The sequence below is a fragment of the Pseudomonas gorinensis genome (genome assembly GCF_042015035.1).
Taxonomy (GTDB): domain Bacteria; phylum Pseudomonadota; class Gammaproteobacteria; order Pseudomonadales; family Pseudomonadaceae; genus Aquipseudomonas; species Aquipseudomonas gorinensis.
This window is the reverse complement of sequence record NZ_CP167125.1, coordinates 2,277,417-2,295,996: the sequence shown is the minus strand read 5'-3', so window position 1 is coordinate 2,295,996 and position 18,580 is coordinate 2,277,417. Positions and strand designations below refer to the sequence as shown.

The following is an 18,580-nucleotide window of genomic DNA, read 5'->3' as shown; positions in this document are numbered from 1 at the left end:
CCATCGGGGGCAACTCGGTCCCACTGAATACCCACCATGCCCAACCCAACCTGCCCCGATTGGGCCGAAGCCCTGCTCAACGGCTTCAGCCAGATTGTCCTGCAACGCCATCCGCTGTGCGGCCTGCTGTGCCTGCTGGCGATCCTGATCGGCGCCCCGGCTTTGCTCGGTGGCGCGCTGCTGGGTGGCGTGGCGGGCTTGCTCACGGCCCAGCGTCGCGGTTATCCCAAGGCTGAGCGCCAGGCCGGGCTTTATAGCTACAACGGCGTGTTAGTGGGCGTGTTGATCAGTCAGCAGTTCGCCTGGACGGCCGTGCTGCCACCGTTGATCCTGGCGTGCAGCGGCTTGAGTGCGATCCTGATGCGGCAATGGTTGAAACGCGCCAGCCAGCCCGATGACTTGCCGGCCTATACCGCGCCTTTTGTCGGCCTGGGTTGGTTGCTGCTGGGAACAGTCCCCGCGAGCACGCTTACCACGGCCCAACCCGACATCGTTTCCCTCAGCGCCGCGCCGTTGACCGGGCTCGCGCAAATCATGCTGTTGGATCAGCCCCAGGCCGGCGCCCTGATTGCCCTCGGCCTGTGGCTGGCGAATCGACGCTCCGCGATATGGGCCTTGACCGGCACCAGTGCCGGCGTGCTGCTTGCGCTGTGGCTGAAGGAGCCCACCAGCGCCCTGCTCGGCCTGCACAGCTACAACCCCGCGCTGGCGGCGTTGGCGCTCAGCCAGGTGCGTTGCCAAGCGTGGCTGCCGCTGCTTGGCATCCTGCTGGCCATCATCCTCGCGCCCGGCTTTGCCGCCCTGCACCTGCCAGCGCTGACCGCGCCGTTCATCCTCGCCTGCTGGCTGGTGCGCGCCAGCCTTCGCGCGCTTCGGAAACCGCGCATGGACAGCCCCTTTGAATCCCCCTAGGCTTGCTCGATATTCGATTCAGGCGGGCTTTATGGACAGCAACAACGACTGGCGCCAGCGACTCTACGTCATGGTTTTTCAGAGCGACACCGTCGCCGGACGGCGCTTCGACGGCATCCTGCTGTTGATCATCCTCGCCAGCCTGGTGATCGTGATGCTCGACAGCATCGACCAGATCCACCAGAACTACGCCGATGTGCTGGCCTACATTGAATGGGGCTTTACGCTGATCTTCCTGATCGAGTACGGGTTGCGCCTGTACTGCTCGCCCAAGCCGTTGCGCTACGCCTTCAGCTTTTACGGGCTGGTGGATTTGCTCGCCATCGTGCCCGGCATCCTTGCGCTGTATTACAGCGACGCGCAGTACCTGCTGATCATCCGCATCATCCGCATGCTGCGGATTTTCCGCGTGCTCAAGCTCAGCCCCTACCTCAAGCAGGCCAACTACCTGATGGCGGCGCTGCGCGGCAGCAAGCAGAAGATTGTGGTGTTCCTGGTGAGCGTGTGCACCCTGGTGACGGTGTTCGGCACCTTGATGTACGTGATCGAAGGCCCGGAACACGGCTTTACCAGTATCCCCAAAGGCATCTATTGGGCGATCGTGACCCTGACCACCGTGGGCTTCGGCGATATCGTGCCAAAGACACCGCTGGGCCAGGTGATTTCCTCGCTGGTGATGATCACCGGTTACTCGATCATTGCCGTGCCCACGGGTATTTTTACCGCGGAGCTGGCCAGTGCCATGCGTGGCGAGCAACTGCACACCGACTGCCCGGTGTGCAAGAAGGACAGCCACGAGCCCAACGCAGCATTTTGCTCGCGCTGCGGCAGCAATCTTTTTAAGAAAGTGGAATAAGCAAAGTTCTTTTTAATCTTTAAACGACTATGCCGCCCCAGCTATAGTCGCTGGCAATGTGCCTCCCCCTCTTCTCGAACAACAAGGAATGAGCAGTGAAAAAATTCGTTAGCGCCTCTCTCCTGGCCGCCGGCCTTGCCCTGGCGGGCGCCGTCCAGGCTGCACCGGTCACCCTGCTCAACGTCTCCTATGACGTGATGCGCGACTTCTACAAGGACTACAACGCCGCCTTCCAGAAGCACTGGGAAGCCGAACACCCGAACGACAAGCTGACGTTGCAGATGTCCTTCGGCGGTTCCAGCAAACAAGCGCGCTCGGTGATCGACGGCCTGCCGGCTGACGTGATCACCATGAATATGGCCACTGACATCAACGCCCTGGTCGACAACGGCAAGCTGGTACCGGACAACTGGGTAACGCGCCTGCCGAACAACAGCGCGCCGTTCACCTCCGCCACCGTGTTTATCGTGCGCAAGGGCAACCCCAAAGCCCTGAAAGACTGGCCTGACCTGCTCAAGGATGGCGTGCAAGTGATCGTGCCCAACCCGAAAACCTCGGGTAACGGCCGCTACACCTACCTGTCGGCCTGGGGTTATGTGCTCAAGAACGGCGGTGATGAAGAGAAGGCCAAGGCGTTTGTCGGCAAGCTGTTCAAGCAAGCGCCAGTGCTGGATACCGGCGGCCGTGCAGCCACCACCACGTTCATGACCAACCAGATCGGCGACGTGCTGGTGACCTTTGAAAACGAAGCGGAAATGATCGCCCGTGAATTCGGCCGTGATCAATTCGAAGTGATCTACCCAAGCGTCTCCGCCGAGGCCGAGCCGCCGGTGTCCGTGGTCGACAAAGTGGTCGAGAAAAAAGGCACCCGCGTGGCCGCTGAAGATTACCTGAAGTACCTGTGGTCGCCAGAAGGCCAGGAAATCGCGGCCAACAACTACCTGCGCCCACGTGACCCGAAGGTGCTGGCCAAGTACACCGACCGCTTCCCGAAAGTCGACTTCCTGTCGGTGGAGAAGACCTTTGGTGACTGGCGTACCGTGCAGAAGACCCACTTCAATGATGGTGGGGTGTTCGACCAGATCTATTCCGGTCAATAACTGAAGAAACGCGGTAAACATGTGGGAGGGGGCTTGCCCCCGATGGCAGTGCATCAGTGAGACATCTGTCGACTGACACTCCGCCATCGGGGGCAAGCCCCCTCCCACATTTAGTTTTGTGGTTGGTGTTACATCGGTGGTGTCACGCCATCCTTGCCGGCGGAAATCGCCTGGGCCGTGATCGTTCCATCCTTGCCCTGTGCCGCGAACAACACCACCTTGACCCCCGGTTTGAGCAAGCTACGGTCTCCTGGCTCCAGGTTGACGATCGGCACATCCTCCGGCACCACAATCTTCTGCTCGCCGCCCTTGTACTTCACCGTCAACGTGCGCCCGTTACTGACGACCAGGTCGCCGACGGTGCCGTTGGTCATGCTGCTGCCTTCCTTCAGGTCGAACGCCCGATGCCCGTCACCCGTGCCGGCCATCGCCGGTGGGAACACGTGGACTTCCAGGGCGGTCAGGGTGCCGTCGGCGTTGGGCATGGCGGCCGAGCCGATGTAGCTGCCCGGTTTGATCTCATCGATCTTGGCCAGGGTCACGGCGCGGACCTGGGTGGCCTGGGTCAGGTGCACAGTCACCTCTTCACCACTGTTGACCTTGACGTGCATGGCGTCGCCGTCCATCGCGGTGATGGCGCCGCGCACGCCAACCCGCGGCGCCTCCGCGGCGTGGGCGAGGCCGACGGCCATCGCGGCGGCCAGGCTTGACGCCAGGAGCATCTTGTTCAGCGTGATCTTCATGGCACTGGATTTCCTGTTTCGGCAGTTATGACTGAATGTATCATTGCCCTTCGACCCGAAAATTAACGTTTCAGTCATTAATGCCCGGCATGAGTGTTATCACCACAAACGGCCTACTGCCCGCCGGGCCTTGTCTTTATTCTCGCTCGCCATCTTCCTTCGCTTTTATGAGAACACCATGAACGCTACCTCACACGCTGCAAGCACCATGACCCGCGGGATGGTGATGCTGTTTGCGTTTTGCTGCGGCGCCATCGTCGCCAATATCTACTATGCACAACCGATCATCGAACTCATCGCACCGGACATCGGCCTGACGCCGGCGATGGCCAGCCTGATCGTATCGCTGACGCAAATCGGCTACGCCCTGGGCCTGTTTTTCCTGGTCCCCCTGGGTGACTTGCTGGAGAACCGCAAGCTGATGATCGCCACCACCGTGGTAGCCATTGCCAGCCTGTTGGGCGCGGCGTTCACCGAGCAGCCGAACTTGTTCCTGCTGGTGTCGCTGCTGATCGGCTTCAGTTCGGTGTCGGTGCAGATCCTGATCCCATTGGCCGCGCACCTGGCGCCGGCCGAGTCGCGGGGACGGGTGGTGGGCAGCATCATGGGCGGCCTGCTGCTGGGCATCCTGCTGGCACGGCCGGTGTCCAGCGTGGTGGCGGATCATTTTGGCTGGAGGGCGATGTTCATGGCGGCGGCAGCGTTGATGGCGTTTATCAGCGTGGTGCTGATGCTGACCATCCCCAAGCGTCAACCGGATCACTCCGCCAGTTACGGCCAACTGCTGCGCTCCCTCGGCACCTTGCTGCGTGATCAACCGCTGCTGCGCCAACGCGCCTTTTATCAAGGCTGCATGTTCGCCACCTTCAGCCTGTTCTGGACCGCCGCCCCGCTGGAGTTGGTGCGCAACCACGGCCTGAGCCAGACCCAGATTGCGATCTTCGCCCTGGTCGGCGCCATCGGTGCCATCGCCGCCCCCATCGCCGGGCGCCTGGCCGATGCCGGCCACACCCACCGTGCTTCGCTGCTGGCCATGATCTTTGCGGTGTTGAGCTTCCTGCCGGCCTTCGTCCACCCGCTGTACAGCGTGATCGGCCTGGCGGTGACCGGCGTGGTCCTGGACTTCTGCGTACAGATGAACATGGTCCTCGGCCAACGCGCCATCTACGCCCTTGACGCCAACAGCCGCAGCCGCCTGAACGCGCTGTACATGACCAGCATTTTCATCGGCGGCGCCTTCGGTTCGGCGATTGCCAGCAGCGTGTACGAACACGGCGGCTGGCTGGGCGTGATGCTGGTAGGCAGCGCGTTTCCGTTGCTGGCGTTACTGCGCTTCCTCAGTGCATCGCGGCAGGCGGCGGTCGCCACCGCCTAAGAGCGCACCAACTTCTCCAAAGCCGCGTCCGCCAGAAATGACGAGCGGCTTTTGACCTTGTGCTCGCGCACATACCGGTCGATGCGCTGGATGACATAGCCGGGCAAGGTCACATTGACCTTCTCGGTCTTGCCCAGATAGGGCGAGATGTCCAACTCCAGCATCCCCCAGCCCATCCCCGCATAGTCTGCGTGGGCGTAATGATCGGCCACCGACGTGGGCATCGGAATCACCCCACCCTCTGCGGCGATCTCCTGCAGCCGGATGTGCGCGACCTCCACAGCAGCGTTGTACGCCTCTTCAAAACTGTCCCCGGCAGTGACGGCGCCTGGAATATCGGGGATCTGGATACCGGTAGCGGTGAAGTCATCGCCTCATTCGATACAGATTGGGTATTGCATGAATGCTCTCCTTAAAACTTGTCGAATAGCAGCTCGTCGACGCGGCGCAAACGTGCGTAATAGTCGTAAGGGTCGGCATGGGGCACACCCTGAAAACCCCCGGTACGCGCCGGCGCACTCGACCGGGATTTGCCGCGCGTTACCGGCCCAGCAGGGTCAAGCACACGCCGAGTGCCCTTGGTCGAGGCAGCACAGCAGACGCTCGACGGTGTGCTCCAATGGGCCGGAGTTATCCAGCACAAACAGTCCTGCCTCATTGCCGGCGATCAGTTGCGCGGTGAACCGCGCATTGCGCGCCAGGCGTTCTTCAATATCTGGCAAAGACTCACGCCCACGCGCAATCAGGCGCTGGCGCAACACGACCTGGTCAACCGTCAGCAACAACACCAGCAACGTCGGGTAGCGCTCACGGGTTTGCGCCAGGTGCGCACGGGAGCCATTGACCAACACGTCCTCCCCCGCCGCCAGCCACTCGTCAATTTGCCTGGGAATCCCGTAGGACAGCCCATTGGCCTGCCAGCTCAGGGCAAACGCGCCCTCGGCCTCCATCGCGGCAAACTGTTCGGGGCTTACCCCTTGCGCGGCCTCGCCCACGGCTTCCGCCGAACGGGTAATCACGCGGCGCACCAAGCGGCAGCCGCGCTCGGCCAAGCGGGGTCGTGCCGCATCCAGCAGGCTGTCCTTGCCCGAACCCGATGGCCCGATGAGATAGATCAACCTGCCTGCCATGAAAACACCCTCTTTGCTTGTCGCCATATGTATTGCACTACAGGACGCCTTTACAGCTCTGGGCTTGCCGTCGGCTGCTCGCGTCGTCATCACTGGAAAGTCTATCCAGCAACCGTTGGGTCGCCAGGCCGGAGGTGGCCACACTACCCGAGTACGCCCCACCGCGCATCACGTTCGACGCGGCCATCATTGGGCGAAAGCGGTCGATTCCATACCGACCCAGCAGCGAGGGAATGCCGGCAGATCCGCCGATATAGCCTGAGCCGGGGCAAAACAAGACTTTTCCTACGGCTCACCCTGGATCGGGCACGCATGATGTCGAGCGAGCTGTACGCAGGAGGGCATGCCCCTGCCGGGTTTCCATCCCCCGGCGCCCAATCTGCGTACGGCTCGTTCTTTCTTATGCCGCCTCATCGTTAGGACCGGCCCTACACAGATTTCGGGTGGCGTTCGATCACCTCACCGCGCCGTGGCTTGATAGCGCGCAGATCTAAACCCTGATGCCAGTCAGTCAAGAGATAGAACGAACAAAGAGTAACCTGTGGCGAGCGGGCTTGTTGTGGCGAGCGGGCTTGCCCCGCGTGGGCTGCGAAGCGGCCCCAATAAGGCCACCGCGTTTCTCCAGGCATATTAAATCGCCAGGTTTTGGCTGCTGCTTCGCAGCCCAACGCGGGCAAGCCCTAATGCCGTTCAGTTAAGCGTACATCGCCTTCTGTAGGAGCGAGCTTGCTCGCGAAAAACGTCAACGATAACGCGTGTTTCCTGAGTGAACGCGGCGCCTGTGAGTTCTTCGCGAGCAAGCTCGCTCCTACAAAAAAGCCTTAACTGAACGGCATTAGGGCAAGCCCGCTCGCCACAACAAGCACGCTCGGCACAGTTACAGGGTAATGACTGGCATTACCCGAAGGTCGCCTTTTGTCATTGGGCGTACTGCCTGCTCAACCCCGGCGGCACGCCGTGCACGTCGGTGTCTTCCCAAGGCCCGTTCGGGCTGATGGAACGGCTCCAGCCGTTGCTCCAGCGGTAGTAGGTGCGCTGGCGGTAGAAGGTGTCAGGCTGGTCGTCCAGTACGTATACCTGCATCTTGCCGTCCCAGTGGCTGGCGGCGCCGGGGGGCGGGGCGAAGGTGGGTGACGAGGTTGGCACAGGTTTCGGTGCCGGGGTCACCGGGCCGGAGGGCCTGGTGCTCGGCTGGGTCGATGGGCCCGGGGGGATGGTCGGGCCGGTGGGCGCGGGAGGTCGGTGGACCGCACAAGCGCTCAGCCCCAGTACCAGGCTGAGCAAGGTGATACGTGCAAATGCGGTCATAGGCGTTTCCTCGAATTACTGGTCCGGACTGTCGATGGTCAGCTGCTGCAGCGCAGTGGTGCTGCTGGCCAGGGGTTGGCTGCGGCCGATCCATTCGCCTGTGGTCGGTTGACCGGCCCGGGATATGCGCGCAACCAGTTGGACTTCGGGGAAGTTGGACAGTTTCAACTGCGGCATCATCGCGTCGGCATCGCCCAGTTCGACGGTGACGGGCAAGTCGGCGACGGTCACGCGCTTGGCCGCCAAAGGCGCCGGCGGGCCAGAGACCGCGCGGGCGAAGATGAAAACGCTGTCGCCCGGCAGGGATTTGGCCTTCACGTCGGCGGACAGATCCACGCGAACTTTCAGCGTCGCCTTAGGCGCTTGGGCGACGGTGCCACCGCTCTCTTTCAGCTTCTCTGCCGCGCGGTCAATCCCGCCTTGCAGGGCGACACGGGAATTATCTTCCGGGGGCAGTTGGGCCAGCAGGCGGCTCCAGTAGTCGATCGCTTCCTGATAGCGCTGGCCTTCAAACGCGGCAATACCGAGCAGGCCGAGGCTGGTGACTTCCTTGGGGTCCAGCTTCAGGGCTTCGTCGGTCAGGGCCTGGATTTTGGGCGACCACTGTTTGTTGTCGGCGAAGTACTGGGCCTGGGCCCATTGCCCCAACAGCTCAGGCTGGCGCCCGGCCAGGGCCACGGTGCGCTCGAAGACTTTGGCGGCATCGGCCGAACGGTCTTGTGCCATGTAGGCACGCCCGAGGAAGTACAGGCCTTCGGCAGAGTCCGGTTGCGCGGCGGCAGCGCGTTCCAGGCGGCGGGTCATGTCTTGCATGGACACCGGCGGCTGGGAGAATTCGCGGGTCAGTTCGACCTTGTCGCTGGCGCCATAATGCAGGTAAAGCACAACGCCCAGCACCGGCACCAGGAACGCCGCCAACAATGGCAAGGGTTTGCCCAGGCGCGACTCGCGGGGTTTTTCCACGCCTTCGGTGTCGGCCAGCAGCTCGCGGGCAGCTTCGGCGCGGCCGGTGTCGAGTTGCGCGGCGTTGAGTACGCCTTCGTCCTGCTGCACTTGCAGCTCGGCCACGCGTTCTTGGTAGAGCGCCACGTTCAGCGCGGTGCGGTCCTCTTCACGCTGGGCACGGCGGCCGCGCAACACAGGGATCAATAGGAAACTCAGGGCAATCAGAAGCAGCAACCCGGCTGCGAGCCAGAAATCAATCATCAGTCTTGGTGTCCAGCAATTGGTCGAGGCGTTTACGCTCTTCGGGGGATAGCGCGTCGGAGCCATCGGTAGGCGCGGCGCGGCGACGGCGGACAATCACGGCCATGACGACCACCCCGGTCAGCAGCAGCCCGGCGGGGCCGAACCAGAGCAGCGCGGTCTTGCCGGTGAGGGCCGGTTTGTAGCGCACGAAATCACCGTAGCGGTCGACCATGAAGTCGATGATCTGCTGGTTGTCCTTGCCCTCCCCCAGCATGCGGAAGATCTCTTTGCGCAGGTCGGCGGCGATCGGCGCGTTGGAATCGGCAATGTCCTGGTTCTGGCACTTGGGGCAGCGCAGTTCCTTGGTCAATTCGCGGAAACGTTCGCGGTCAGCGTCCTTGGCAAATTCGTACGTGTCGATGGCGGCATGGGCCACACCGGCCAAGCCCAGCGCCAGTACGGCAGCGGCTAACAGACGCTTCATGGCTTGGCCTCGTCGACCAGTGCCTGGTACTTGGCGGCCAGTTGCTCACGCCACACCACCTCGTCGATCACGCCGACGTATTTGTCGCGAATCACACCCTTGGCGTCGATAAAGAAGGTTTCCGGGGCACCGTAGACGCCGAGGTTCAAACCGAGGTTGCCGTCTTCATCGCGGATATCCAACTGGTATGGGTTGTGGAACTCGGCCAGCCATTTCAAGGCCGCCGCGTTGTCGTCCTTGTAGTTGATGCCGTAGATCACCACCCCCTTCTCGGCGAGCTTGTTCAGCACCGGGTGTTCGACGCGGCAGGAGATGCACCAGGTGCCCCACACGTTGACCAGCGCCGGTTTGCCCAGCAGGCCGGCCTGGGTCAGGGTTTTATCGCCCTGTACCGTCGGCAGGTTGAAGGTAGGGAACGGCTTGCCGATCATGGCCGAGGGCAACTCGGCCGGGTTCAGGTACAACCCGCGATACAGGAACACCGCCATCAGCAGGAACACCGCCAGCGGCACGACCATCAACCAACGTTTCATACCGCCGCTCCTTGCAGACCGAGGGCTTCACGCACCCGGCTCTTGACCTTGACCCGATAGCGCCGGTCCAGCGCCGCGAGCAAACCACCGACCGCCGTGATCAACCCACCGAACCAGATCCAGCGCACGAACGGTTTGACATGCACGCGCACCGCCCAGGCGCCATCACCCAGTGGCTCACCCAGGGCGACGTAGAGGTCACGGGTGAAACCGGCGTCGATCCCGGCTTCGGTCATCATCGAGCTCTGCACGGTATACAAGCGTTTTTCCGGGTGCAGCACGGCCACTTCCTTACCGTTGCGCACCACGCGGATGGTGCCTTTGTCGGAGGTGAAGTTCGGCCCTTCGAAGTGCTTGGCGCCTTCGAAGATGAAGTGATAACCGGCCAGGTCCATGGACTCGCCCGGTGCCAGGCGCAGGTCGCGCTCGGCGCTGTTCTGGCTGGAGAGCACGACGCCCAGGGCGCACACGGCGATGCCGATGTGGGCGATCTGCATGCCCCAGTAGCTTCGGGTCAGGGTCGGCAGGCCATTGATCAGGCCCTTGTGCCGGGTCTTGTCGACAATATCGCGCACACCGGCCAGCAACACCCAGGCGGCGAGCAGGAAGGTGGCCAGTACCGCCCAGTTGAAATCGCCATAGGCGATTCCGGCGATCACCGCCAAGGCGACGCTGCCCAGCAGCACTGGCATCAGCATGCCCGCCAGCCATTTGACCGGGGTGTCTTTCCAGCGCACCAGCACGCCGACCGCCATCACCACCATCAACAGGCCCATCAACGGGATAAACAACGCGTTGAAGTACGGCGGGCCGACGGACAGCTTGGCGCCGCTCAGCGCATCCAGCACCAGCGGGTACAGGGTGCCGAGCAGGATCATCGAGGCGGCCACCACCAGCACCAGGTTATTGCCCAGCAACAGGGTTTCCCGCGACCACAGGTTAAAGCCCACCTGGCTCTTGACCACGGGCGCGCGCAGGGCGAACAGGGTCAGTGAGCCCCCCACCACACACAGCAGGAAGATCAGGATAAACACGCCGCGCGCAGGATCAGACGCGAACGCATGCACCGAAGTCAGTACGCCCGAACGCACAAGGAAGGTGCCGAGCAGGCTGAGGGAAAATGCCGCGATGGCCAGCAACACGGTCCAGCTCTTGAACACGCCGCGTTTTTCGGTGACGGCCAGGGAGTGAATCAGCGCGGTGCCCACCAGCCACGGCATGAACGAGGCGTTTTCCACCGGGTCCCAGAACCACCAGCCGCCCCAGCCGAGCTCGTAGTAGGCCCACCAGGAGCCGAGGGTGATGCCAATGCCGAGGAAGGCCCAGGCCACGATGGTCCAGGGCCGCGACCAGCGCGCCCAGGCCGCATCCAGGCGCCCGCCGAGCAAGGCGGCAATGGCGAAGGCAAAAGCCACCGAGAAACCCACGTACCCCATGTAGAGCATCGGGGGATGCACGATCAGGCCGATGTCCTGCAACAACGGGTTGAGGTCATGCCCGTCCGCCGGGATCTGCGGCAGGATGCGGGTAAACGGGTTGGAGGTCATGATCAGGAACAGCAGGAAGCCGATGCTGATCATGCCCATCACCGCCAGCACCCGCGCCAGCATCACCTGTGGCAATTGCCGCGAGAAGATCGACACGGCGAACGTCCAGCCGCCGAGAATCAAGGCCCACAGCAGCAACGACCCTTCGTGGGCGCCCCACACGGCGCTGAACTTGTAGTACCAGGGCAAGGCGCTGTTGGAGTTATTGGCCACGTAGGCGACAGAAAAGTCGTCGGTCATAAAGGCGTAGGTCAGGCAGCCGAACGCGAAGACCAGGAATGCACATTGGCCCCAGGCGGCCGGCTGCGCCAGGCTCATCCACAGGCGATCGCCGCGCCAGGCGCCGAGCAACGGCACCACGGCCTGCACGATGGCAAAGCACAGGGCGAGAATCATCGCCAACTGGCCCAACTCTGGAATAAACAGTGCGGACGTCATCACTTAGCCCTCCTTGACGGGTGCTGGAGCGGGTTGGCCGCTGTCTTTCAACGCCTTGGTGACCTCGGGCGGCATGTACTTCTCGTCGTGCTTGGCCAGCACTTCATCGGCCACCACCACGCCGTCGGCGTTGAGCTTGCCCAGGGCGACAATGCCCTGGCCTTCGCGGAACAGGTCCGGGAGGATGCCGCGATAGGTGATGGTCACGGCCTTGTTGAAGTCGGTGACCACGAAGGTGACGTCAAGGGAATCACCGGAGCGTTTGAGCGAGCCCTTCTCCACCATGCCGCCGGCGCGGATGCGCGTGTCCTGCGGGGCTTCGCCATTGGCGATCTGGGTCGGGGTGTAGAACAGGTTGATGTTCTGTTGCAGGGCACTCAAGGCCAGGCCGACGGCAATGCCGACGCCCACCAGGATGGCAAGGATGATCAACAGACGCTTTCTACGCAGCGGATTCACTTTTCGGTCTCCCGGCGCAGACGACGCGCCTCTTGTTGCAGGTAACGCTTGCGAGCCAGGATCGGCGCGGCGACGTTGAGGGCCAGCACCGCCAGGCAGATGCCATAGGCCGTCCAGACATACAGGCCATGGTGGCCCATGGCGAGAAAATCACTGAAAGAAGCAAAACTCATCCACGCGCTCCCAGGCTGGCTTGCACTTCGGCCTTGACCCACGTGGTGCGGGCTTCACGCTTGAGCACTTCGAGGCGCATGCGCATCAGCAGCACGGCGCCGAAGAAGCAGTAGAACCCCAGCACCATCAGCAGCAGCGGTGCCCACATTTCCACGGGCATGGCCGGTTTTTCGGTGAGGGTGAAGGTGGCGCCCTGGTGCAGGGTGTTCCACCACTCCACCGAGTATTTGATGATCGGGATATTGATCACGCCGACAATCGCCAGCACCGCGCAGGCCTTGGCGGCGCTGTCACGATTGCTGATCGCGTTGCCCAGGGCAATCAGACCGAAGTACAGGAACAGCAGGATCAACATGGACGTTAGTCGTGCATCCCACACCCACCACGACCCCCAGGTGGGTTTGCCCCAGATCGCGCCCGTGACCAGCGCCACGGCGGTCATCCACGCGCCGATGGGTGCGGCGCATTGCAGGGCGACGTCCGCCAGCTTCATCTTCCACACCAGGCCGACGATGCCGCACACCGCCAGCATCACGTAGCAGGATTGGGCCAGCATCGCGGTGGGCACATGGATATAGATGATGCGAAAGCTGTTGCCTTGCTGGTAGTCCGGCGGCGCGAAGGCCAGGCCCCAGACCAGGCCGATGCCGATCAGCAAAATGGCGGCGACGCTCAACCACGGCAGCAGCTTGCCGCTGATGCCGTAAAACCACTTAGGCGAGCCGAGCTTGTGAAACCAGGTCCAGTTCATTGCTGTTTCCATCACGGTTGCTGCCCGTCGTCACGGGAAGCTCAGGGTCTTTACTGGCTAAGGTTTAGAACGCTTGGCCAGACCTCATTATTCGCCGACGCTGATCTTCAGGCCGGCCGCTATAGCAAAGGGTGTCAGGGTTACCGCCAGGGCGGTCAGGCTACCCAGCCACAGCAGGTAACCGGTCGCCGGCATGCCCATGAGCGCGGCTTGCAAAGCGCCGCTGCCCAGGATCAACACCGGGATATACAACGGCAGAATCAACAGCGCCAGCAACAGGCCTCCGCGCTTCAAACCTACCGTCAGCGCCGCGCCTACCGCCCCCAACAGGCTGAGGGTCGGCGTGCCGAGCAACAAGGAAAGCAGCAACACCGGCAGGCACTCAGTGGGCAACCCTAGCATCATCGCCAGCAACGGCGAGAGCAGCACCAGCGCCAGGCCGGAAAAAGCCCAGTGTGCCAGTACCTTGGCCAGTACCAGAAGTGGCAGGGGGTGCGACGAAAGGACCCACTGTTCGAGGGAACCGTCTTCGAAATCACTGCGAAACAGGCCATCCAGCGAGAGCAGGACGGATAAAAGCGCCGCCACCCACACCAGCCCCGGCGACAAGGTTTGCAACAGTTTAGTCTCGGGGCCAACGGCCAACGGGAACAATGCGATCACAATCGCGAAGAACACCAGCGGGTTGGCCAGTTCCGCCGGGCGACGGCACAACAACCGCGCTTCGCGTGCGACCAGCAGGGCGAACACACTCATAGCGACCACCGGCCCAGGTCAAGGTCACGGTAGCCGGCGGGCATACGCACCAGCGTGTGGTGGGTGGTCAGCACCACCATGCCGCCCTGCTCGCAGTGACGGGCCAGGTGCTCTTCGAGCTGGGCGACGCCTTGTTTATCGAGGGCGGTGAACGGTTCGTCGAGAATCCACAACGGCGGGCCCGGCAGGTACAGGCGCGCCAGGGCCACGCGACGCTGTTGGCCAGCGGACAGGGTGTGACAGGGAACGTCTTCAAAGCCCTTGAGGCCGACTGCGGCCAGGGCCTGCCAGATGGCATCGCGGGAGGCAGGGTGATGCAGGGCGCTGAGCCAGCTGAGGTTTTCTTCGGCGCTGAGCACGTCCTTGATACCGGCGGCGTGGCCGATCCAGACCAGGTTGCGGGCCAGCTCGGTGCGCTGTTCATTCAACGGCTTGCCATTGAGCCGGACTTCACCGGCCGTCGGCTGCATCAGCCCGGCCAGCAGGCGTAACAGGCTGGTCTTGCCGCTGCCATTGGGGCCGCTGATCTGCACCATGTCACCGCCCGCCAGACGCAATTCGAGGTGTTCGAACAGCAGGCGCAGGTCGCGTTCACAGGCAAGCGCTACGGCTTCAAGAAGAGGGCTGGTCAAGAGATCGCGGGCCTTTACGGTTCAAGTCGGCGGTGCAGCGGCCGTTATAGAAAGAAGCACAATAACGGCTTTGGCGACCGATTTTAGAGAGCTGGATCAAATAGTTGTGAGGTTTTTACCGCTCTCTTTGCAGACGGGCGGCATTATACATGCGATGCCCTACGCTAAAGAGGGCAATTTCCCAGAGACGACGCGCGCGATGACCGGTGAGATCAACCTTCCTACGCTTCCTCCCGCCCCGGTGGCCGGGCAAAGCCCCGCGCCTGCCCCAGGCGCCTTGCTCAAACTGCTGGAGCCGCAAATCGGGCTGATCGACCCGGGTAAAACCGTGAACGCCGAGGTTCTCGCCCTGAAACAAGGGGGCGAGGCGTTTCAGCTGTTGCTCAAATTGACCCTGGACGGTGGCCGCCAGACCCTGGTGCAGGCCAGCAGCCCGCAGCCCTTGCCGCTGGGCACTAACGTATCGGTCAGCCAGACCCCGGCCGGCAACCTGGCCATCAGCCTGCAACAAGCCTTGAGCGCCAATGTCGCCGCACTGACCCGTATCGATACGTCCAAGCTGCCGGAAGGCACCCTGCTGCAGGCCAAGGTGCTGACCACCCAGGCCCTGCCCCAGGGCACCACGCAGCCGGCGATCTATCGATCGCTGGTGACCGTGCTCAATAACGCCTTGGCTGGCGCAACGCTGACCGTGGAAAGCCCGCAACCCTTGCGCGTGGGCAGTTTGCTCAGCGCCGTGGTGCAGAACGCGCAAACCCTGAACTTCGTGCCGTTGAGTGGGCTCAAGGATCAATTGGCGGTCACCCAGCAACTCGCCACCCAGCAAAGTCGCCAGGGCTCGCTGGATGTGGTGTTCACTGCGCTGCAAAACCTGCCGAAAAGTGACAGCACCTCGGCCGACCTGCGCGCGGCGGCCGAGCGTTTGCTGGCCGCGTTGCCCGACCTGGCGCAGGTCAGCAACCCCAAGGTGCTGGCGCAGGTGATCCAGAACAGCGGGGCCTTTCTCGAAGCCAAATTACTCGCGGGGCAAAACCCGCAGGTACCGCCGTTGGATATGAAGGGCGCGCTGCTGCGCCTGGTCGCCGACCTGGTACCGGCCCTGCCGGCCAACACCAACTTGAGTGCCATCCTCGCTGCCAACACCCTGGCCCAGGTCTTACCGAACTTTGTGCGTAGCCCGCTGAACACCCTGGGCCAGGTCAGCGCCCGACAAATACCCGCCAGTTTCCCGCTGCCCGAACGGCTCATGGCAAAGCTGGAGGGTGAAGGCGACTTGGAAAACCTGCTGCGCCTGGCCGCCGGGGCGATCTCGCGCCTGCAGAGCCACCAGCTGTCGAGCCTGGAGCAAACCGGTACCACTGCCGATGGCCGGCTGCAAACCACCTGGCAACTGGAAATCCCCATGCGCACGTTGCAAGACATCGTGCCGTTGCAGGTCAAGTTCCAGCGTGAAGAGCCGACGCCGGACAAGGAACAGCCTGAACGTAAAGAAAAGAAGGACCCCAAGCAGATGCTTTGGCGCGTCGAATTGGCCTTCGATATGGAGCCGCTGGGGCCGTTGCAGGTCCAGGCGCAACTGACCCAAGGCAAGCTGTCCAGCCAGTTGTGGGCCTCGCGCCCCTTCACCGCCAGCCTGATCGAGAGCCACCTAGGCAGCCTGCGCGAGCGCCTGGTGTCATCGGGGCTCAACGTCGGCGATCTGGATTGCCACCTGGGCACGCCACCCCGTGGGCCAAAAACCGGGTTGGAACAACGCTGGGTGGATGAAACCGCATGAAAAACTCCAACCCGCCGCGCCAGGCAATTGCGCTCAAATACGACGGCCAGCAAGCGCCGACCCTGACCGCCAAGGGCGACGACGCCCTGGCCGAAGCGATACTCAAGTTGGCCCGGGAAAATGAAGTGCCGATCTATGAAAACGCCGAGCTGGTAAAGCTGCTCGCGCGCATGGAACTGGGGGACAGTATCCCGGAGGAGTTGTACCGCACGATCGCCGAGATCATTGCGTTTGCCTGGACGTTGAAGGGCAAGTTTCCGGTGGGGTACGACCCGGATGCCGGGCCCGTGGAGCGGGATGTGACCGAGCGTGGCGACGATTACTGAATGTACGCATCTTTGTGGCCAGCGGACTTATTGTGGCCAGTGGACTTGTTGTGGCGAGCGGGTTTGTTGTGGCGAGCGGGCTTGCCCCGCGTTGGGCTGCGAAGCAGCCCCATTGCAGGCGATGTGTTTTTAACTGACACACCGCGGTGCCTGGTTTTAGGGCTGCTGCGCAGCCCAACGCGGGGCAAGCCCGCTCGCCACAACAAGCCCGTTCACCACAGCAAACCCGTTCACCACAGGGGGTCCATGGTTACTGCGCGACAGCGCTAAGTCGACATTCAGCTTGAGGTCAATTCAGGACTTCGCTCAGGGGGATGAAATTGACGCGGTCCCCCATCTCCAGCGTCGTACCCTCCAACACCTCCACCAACCCTTGCGCCCACGCCGCGCTGCGCAGCACGCCGGAGCTCTGGTTGCGATAGATGATCGCCCGGCCCTGCTCGATGCGCCCGCGCAGGTATTCGCGGCGGTTGCCCGGCTTGGGCCAGGTGAAGCCCGCAGGCACTTCGAAACGCAGCGGCTCAACTTCTGCCACACCTTGGCAGCGCAACAGGTAAGGCCGTGCCAACAGGGCAAAGGTCACCAGGGTCGATGCCGGGTTGCCCGGCAGGCCGATCACCGGTACGCCGCGGAAGTGACCAAAGGTCAGCGGCTTGCCCGGCTTGATCGCCAGCTTCCACAAGGCCAGTTCACCCTCTTCACGCAAGGCGATGCCAAGGAAGTCCGCCTCGCCCACCGACACTCCGCCGGTCGACAGAATCAGGTCGACATGGCCCAGGCCCGCCAGGCGGGTACGCGTCTGCTCCAGGTCATCGGGAAGAATACCGGCATCGATCACATCGCAGCCCAGGCGTTCGAGCCAGCTGCATAGCACGCGGCGGTTGCTGTTGTAGATCTGGCCTGGGCCCAACGGCAAACCCGGCTCGATCAATTCGTCGCCGGTGGACAGCACCCCGACGCGCACACGGCGCACGATGCTCAAGCAGTCGTGGCCCAGCGACGCCGCCAGGCCCAGTTCGATCGGGCCCAGGCGTGTGCCAGCGGACAGTACCCGTTCGCCCACCGTGGTTTCCTGGCCCTGGGGGCGAATGTTCTGGCCGACGTGCAGCGGCTGGGTAAAGCTGACGCGCTCATCGGCATGGACCTCGGCGTTTTCCTGCATCTCAACGCAGTCCGCGCCTTCGGGCACTGGCGCTCCCGTGAAGATGCGCGCACAGGTCCCCAGGGCCAAGGGCTGCGGCGCGGCCCCTGCGAAAATGCGCTGGCTCACCACCAGCGGCTCTCCCGTCCAGTCCGCCAGGCGCACGGCGTAACCGTCCATGGCGCTGTTGGGCCAGGGCGGCAGGTCGAGGGTCGAGACCATGTCTTGCGCCAATACCCGACCGTCGCACTCGGCCAGGGGCAATACTTCCTGCTCGCGGATCGGTGCCGCTTCAGCCATGTCCAGCAATTGCCGCAGCGCGTCTTCCACCGGCATCAGGGCACCGGTCTTGCCCGGCTTATCCACGGGATTCACAGGGTTCGGCCTGCTTGAGGTGCGGCACGAAGTTGCAGGGGCGGTGACGGTTGTCCAACTGCTCGGCGAGGATACCGTCCCACCCGGTGCGCACGGCGTTGGTAGAGCCGGGCAGGCAGCACACCAGGGTGCCATTGGCCAGGCCGGCCAGGGCGCGGGATTGCACGGTGGAGGTGCCGATATCGGCCACGGAGATCTGCCGGAACAGTTCACCGAAGCCGTCGACCTGTTTGTCCAGCAGGCAGCTCACGGCTTCCGGGGTGCTGTCGCGACCGGTGAAGCCAGTGCCACCGGTGATCAACACCACTTGCACCACGTCTTCGGCGATCCAGTGGGCGACCTGGGCGCGGATCTTGTAGAGGTCGTCCTTGAGCAGCACGCGTTCGGCAAGGTGGTGGCCGGCGGCGATCAGGCGGTCGACGAACACCTGGCCCGACGTGTCGGTGTCCAGGGTGCGGGTGTCGCTGACGGTCAGTACAGCGATATTCAGGGGTACGAAGGGCGCATCTGCCTTGGCTTTCATGGCACGGTCCGGTTGTCGAAGGAACAGCCCGATGTTATATCACAGGCCCCCA

Annotated in this window: 20 protein-coding genes and 1 pseudogene; 6 read left to right on the top strand and 15 right to left on the bottom strand. The window is 63.0% G+C overall.

Annotated elements, in window-relative coordinates; genetic code table 11:
* Positions 1-36: 36 nt before the first annotated feature.
* From AB7933_RS10550 to AB7933_RS10540, 3 genes are all read left to right on the top strand, one after another.
* Positions 37-912 (top strand): urea transporter, encoded by an 876-nt coding sequence (locus AB7933_RS10550; protein ID WP_024074277.1) that lies wholly within the window; start codon positions 37-39, stop codon positions 910-912.
* 31 nt (positions 913-943) lie between these two features.
* Positions 944-1,768 (top strand): ion transporter, encoded by an 825-nt coding sequence (locus AB7933_RS10545; RefSeq protein WP_024074276.1) that lies wholly within the window; start codon positions 944-946, stop codon positions 1,766-1,768.
* A gap of 95 nt (positions 1,769-1,863) precedes the next feature.
* Complete coding sequence (locus AB7933_RS10540) at positions 1,864-2,868, top strand: sulfate ABC transporter substrate-binding protein (protein WP_024074275.1); 1,005 nt, start codon at positions 1,864-1,866, stop codon at positions 2,866-2,868.
* Positions 2,869-2,996: 128 nt separating this feature from the next.
* Here AB7933_RS10540 and AB7933_RS10535 read toward each other — a convergent pair whose 3' ends face one another.
* Complete coding sequence (locus AB7933_RS10535) at positions 2,997-3,611, bottom strand: DUF5666 domain-containing protein (protein ID WP_024074274.1); 615 nt, start codon at positions 3,609-3,611, stop codon at positions 2,997-2,999.
* Between the two features lie 178 nt (positions 3,612-3,789).
* Between AB7933_RS10535 and AB7933_RS10530 the strand changes: the two genes are divergently transcribed.
* On the top strand, positions 3,790-4,986 hold the full coding sequence (locus tag AB7933_RS10530; RefSeq protein ID WP_024074273.1) for an MFS transporter: 1,197 nt from the start codon (positions 3,790-3,792) through the stop codon (positions 4,984-4,986).
* On the opposite strand, the pseudogene AB7933_RS10525 reads toward AB7933_RS10530, so the two are convergent.
* The 12 genes and pseudogenes from AB7933_RS10525 to ccmA form a co-directional block, all read right to left on the bottom strand.
* Positions 4,983-5,387, bottom strand: a pseudogene (locus tag AB7933_RS10525) (type II toxin-antitoxin system HicB family antitoxin). The gene AB7933_RS10530 and the pseudogene AB7933_RS10525 overlap by 4 nt on opposite strands.
* Positions 5,388-5,543: 156 nt before the next feature.
* Positions 5,544-6,116 (bottom strand): phosphonate metabolism protein/1,5-bisphosphokinase (PRPP-forming) PhnN, encoded by a 573-nt coding sequence (gene phnN, locus AB7933_RS10520; RefSeq protein WP_024074272.1) that lies wholly within the window; start codon positions 6,114-6,116, stop codon positions 5,544-5,546.
* A gap of 918 nt (positions 6,117-7,034) precedes the next feature.
* Positions 7,035-7,424, bottom strand: a complete 390-nt coding sequence (locus AB7933_RS10515) for a hypothetical protein (protein ID WP_024074270.1) — start codon at positions 7,422-7,424, stop codon at positions 7,035-7,037.
* 15 nt (positions 7,425-7,439) lie between these two features.
* On the bottom strand, positions 7,440-8,630 hold the full coding sequence (ccmI, locus tag AB7933_RS10510) for a c-type cytochrome biogenesis protein CcmI (RefSeq protein WP_024074269.1): 1,191 nt from the start codon (positions 8,628-8,630) through the stop codon (positions 7,440-7,442).
* The gene (locus tag AB7933_RS10505; protein WP_024074268.1) at positions 8,623-9,096 is read right to left on the bottom strand and encodes a cytochrome c-type biogenesis protein; all 474 of its coding nucleotides are present in this window, start codon (positions 9,094-9,096) and stop codon (positions 8,623-8,625) included. The genes ccmI and AB7933_RS10505 overlap by 8 nt, the downstream gene beginning before the upstream one ends.
* Positions 9,093-9,629 carry a DsbE family thiol:disulfide interchange protein gene (locus AB7933_RS10500; RefSeq protein ID WP_024074267.1) on the bottom strand — a complete coding sequence of 179 codons (537 nt, stop codon included), beginning with the start codon at positions 9,627-9,629 and terminating at the stop codon, positions 9,093-9,095. Before AB7933_RS10500 ends, AB7933_RS10505 begins: the two co-directional genes overlap by 4 nt.
* Entirely contained in the window at positions 9,626-11,614 is a 1,989-nt protein-coding gene (locus tag AB7933_RS10495; RefSeq protein WP_024074266.1) for a heme lyase CcmF/NrfE family subunit, read from the bottom strand. Before AB7933_RS10495 ends, AB7933_RS10500 begins: the two co-directional genes overlap by 4 nt.
* Before the next feature lie 3 nt (positions 11,615-11,617).
* A complete protein-coding gene (ccmE, locus tag AB7933_RS10490) occupies positions 11,618-12,073 on the bottom strand; it encodes a cytochrome c maturation protein CcmE (RefSeq protein ID WP_024074265.1) in 456 nt (151 codons plus the stop codon).
* Positions 12,070-12,246 (bottom strand): heme exporter protein CcmD, encoded by a 177-nt coding sequence (ccmD, locus tag AB7933_RS10485; RefSeq protein WP_003172771.1) that lies wholly within the window; start codon positions 12,244-12,246, stop codon positions 12,070-12,072. Before ccmD ends, ccmE begins: the two co-directional genes overlap by 4 nt.
* On the bottom strand, positions 12,243-12,998 hold the full coding sequence (locus AB7933_RS10480) for a heme ABC transporter permease (protein ID WP_024074264.1): 756 nt from the start codon (positions 12,996-12,998) through the stop codon (positions 12,243-12,245). The genes ccmD and AB7933_RS10480 overlap by 4 nt, the downstream gene beginning before the upstream one ends.
* An 87-nt stretch (positions 12,999-13,085) precedes the next feature.
* Complete coding sequence (gene ccmB / locus AB7933_RS10475) at positions 13,086-13,754, bottom strand: heme exporter protein CcmB (protein WP_024074263.1); 669 nt, start codon at positions 13,752-13,754, stop codon at positions 13,086-13,088.
* Complete coding sequence (ccmA, locus tag AB7933_RS10470) at positions 13,751-14,386, bottom strand: cytochrome c biogenesis heme-transporting ATPase CcmA (RefSeq protein WP_024074262.1); 636 nt, start codon at positions 14,384-14,386, stop codon at positions 13,751-13,753. Before ccmA ends, ccmB begins: the two co-directional genes overlap by 4 nt.
* A 199-nt stretch (positions 14,387-14,585) precedes the next feature.
* On the opposite strand from ccmA, the gene AB7933_RS10465 reads away from it, so the two are divergent.
* A complete protein-coding gene (locus tag AB7933_RS10465; protein WP_024074261.1) occupies positions 14,586-16,163 on the top strand; it encodes a flagellar hook-length control protein FliK in 1,578 nt (525 codons plus the stop codon).
* Positions 16,160-16,489: an EscU/YscU/HrcU family type III secretion system export apparatus switch protein gene (locus tag AB7933_RS10460; protein WP_024074260.1), complete on the top strand. Its 330-nt coding sequence runs from the start codon at positions 16,160-16,162 to the stop codon at positions 16,487-16,489. Before AB7933_RS10465 ends, AB7933_RS10460 begins: the two co-directional genes overlap by 4 nt.
* Positions 16,490-16,778: 289 nt before the next feature.
* On the opposite strand, the gene glp is transcribed toward AB7933_RS10460, so the two are convergent.
* Together glp and moaB are read right to left on the bottom strand one after the other, a co-directional pair.
* On the bottom strand, positions 16,779-18,005 hold the full coding sequence (gene glp, locus AB7933_RS10455; RefSeq protein WP_024074259.1) for a gephyrin-like molybdotransferase Glp: 1,227 nt from the start codon (positions 18,003-18,005) through the stop codon (positions 16,779-16,781).
* Positions 17,989-18,528: a molybdenum cofactor biosynthesis protein B gene (moaB, locus tag AB7933_RS10450; protein WP_024074258.1), complete on the bottom strand. Its 540-nt coding sequence runs from the start codon at positions 18,526-18,528 to the stop codon at positions 17,989-17,991. Before moaB ends, glp begins: the two co-directional genes overlap by 17 nt.
* Positions 18,529-18,580: the final 52 nt, after the last annotated feature.

Excerpts from the sequence above, each read along its gene's own strand:
- ccmI (WP_024074269.1), bottom strand. The coding sequence starts at position 8,630 with ATGATTGATTTCTGGCTCGCAGCCGGGTTGCTGCTTCTGATTGCCCTG.
- AB7933_RS10465 (WP_024074261.1), top strand. The coding sequence starts at position 14,586 with ATGACCGGTGAGATCAACCTTCCTACGCTTCCTCCCGCCCCGGTGGCC.
- AB7933_RS10505 (WP_024074268.1), bottom strand. The coding sequence starts at position 9,096 with ATGAAGCGTCTGTTAGCCGCTGCCGTACTGGCGCTGGGCTTGGCCGGT.
- AB7933_RS10500 (WP_024074267.1), bottom strand. The coding sequence starts at position 9,629 with ATGAAACGTTGGTTGATGGTCGTGCCGCTGGCGGTGTTCCTGCTGATG.
- AB7933_RS10515 (WP_024074270.1), bottom strand. The coding sequence starts at position 7,424 with ATGACCGCATTTGCACGTATCACCTTGCTCAGCCTGGTACTGGGGCTG.
- moaB (WP_024074258.1), bottom strand. The coding sequence starts at position 18,528 with ATGAAAGCCAAGGCAGATGCGCCCTTCGTACCCCTGAATATCGCTGTA.
- ccmB (WP_024074263.1), bottom strand. The coding sequence starts at position 13,754 with ATGAGTGTGTTCGCCCTGCTGGTCGCACGCGAAGCGCGGTTGTTGTGC.
- AB7933_RS10460 (WP_024074260.1), top strand. The coding sequence starts at position 16,160 with ATGAAAAACTCCAACCCGCCGCGCCAGGCAATTGCGCTCAAATACGAC.
- AB7933_RS10480 (WP_024074264.1), bottom strand. The coding sequence starts at position 12,998 with ATGAACTGGACCTGGTTTCACAAGCTCGGCTCGCCTAAGTGGTTTTAC.
- AB7933_RS10495 (WP_024074266.1), bottom strand. The coding sequence starts at position 11,614 with ATGACGTCCGCACTGTTTATTCCAGAGTTGGGCCAGTTGGCGATGATT.
- AB7933_RS10550 (WP_024074277.1), top strand. The coding sequence starts at position 37 with ATGCCCAACCCAACCTGCCCCGATTGGGCCGAAGCCCTGCTCAACGGC.
- AB7933_RS10535 (WP_024074274.1), bottom strand. The coding sequence starts at position 3,611 with ATGAAGATCACGCTGAACAAGATGCTCCTGGCGTCAAGCCTGGCCGCC.
- AB7933_RS10545 (WP_024074276.1), top strand. The coding sequence starts at position 944 with ATGGACAGCAACAACGACTGGCGCCAGCGACTCTACGTCATGGTTTTT.
- phnN (WP_024074272.1), bottom strand. The coding sequence starts at position 6,116 with ATGGCAGGCAGGTTGATCTATCTCATCGGGCCATCGGGTTCGGGCAAG.
- ccmD (WP_003172771.1), bottom strand. The coding sequence starts at position 12,246 with ATGAGTTTTGCTTCTTTCAGTGATTTTCTCGCCATGGGCCACCATGGC.
- AB7933_RS10530 (WP_024074273.1), top strand. The coding sequence starts at position 3,790 with ATGAACGCTACCTCACACGCTGCAAGCACCATGACCCGCGGGATGGTG.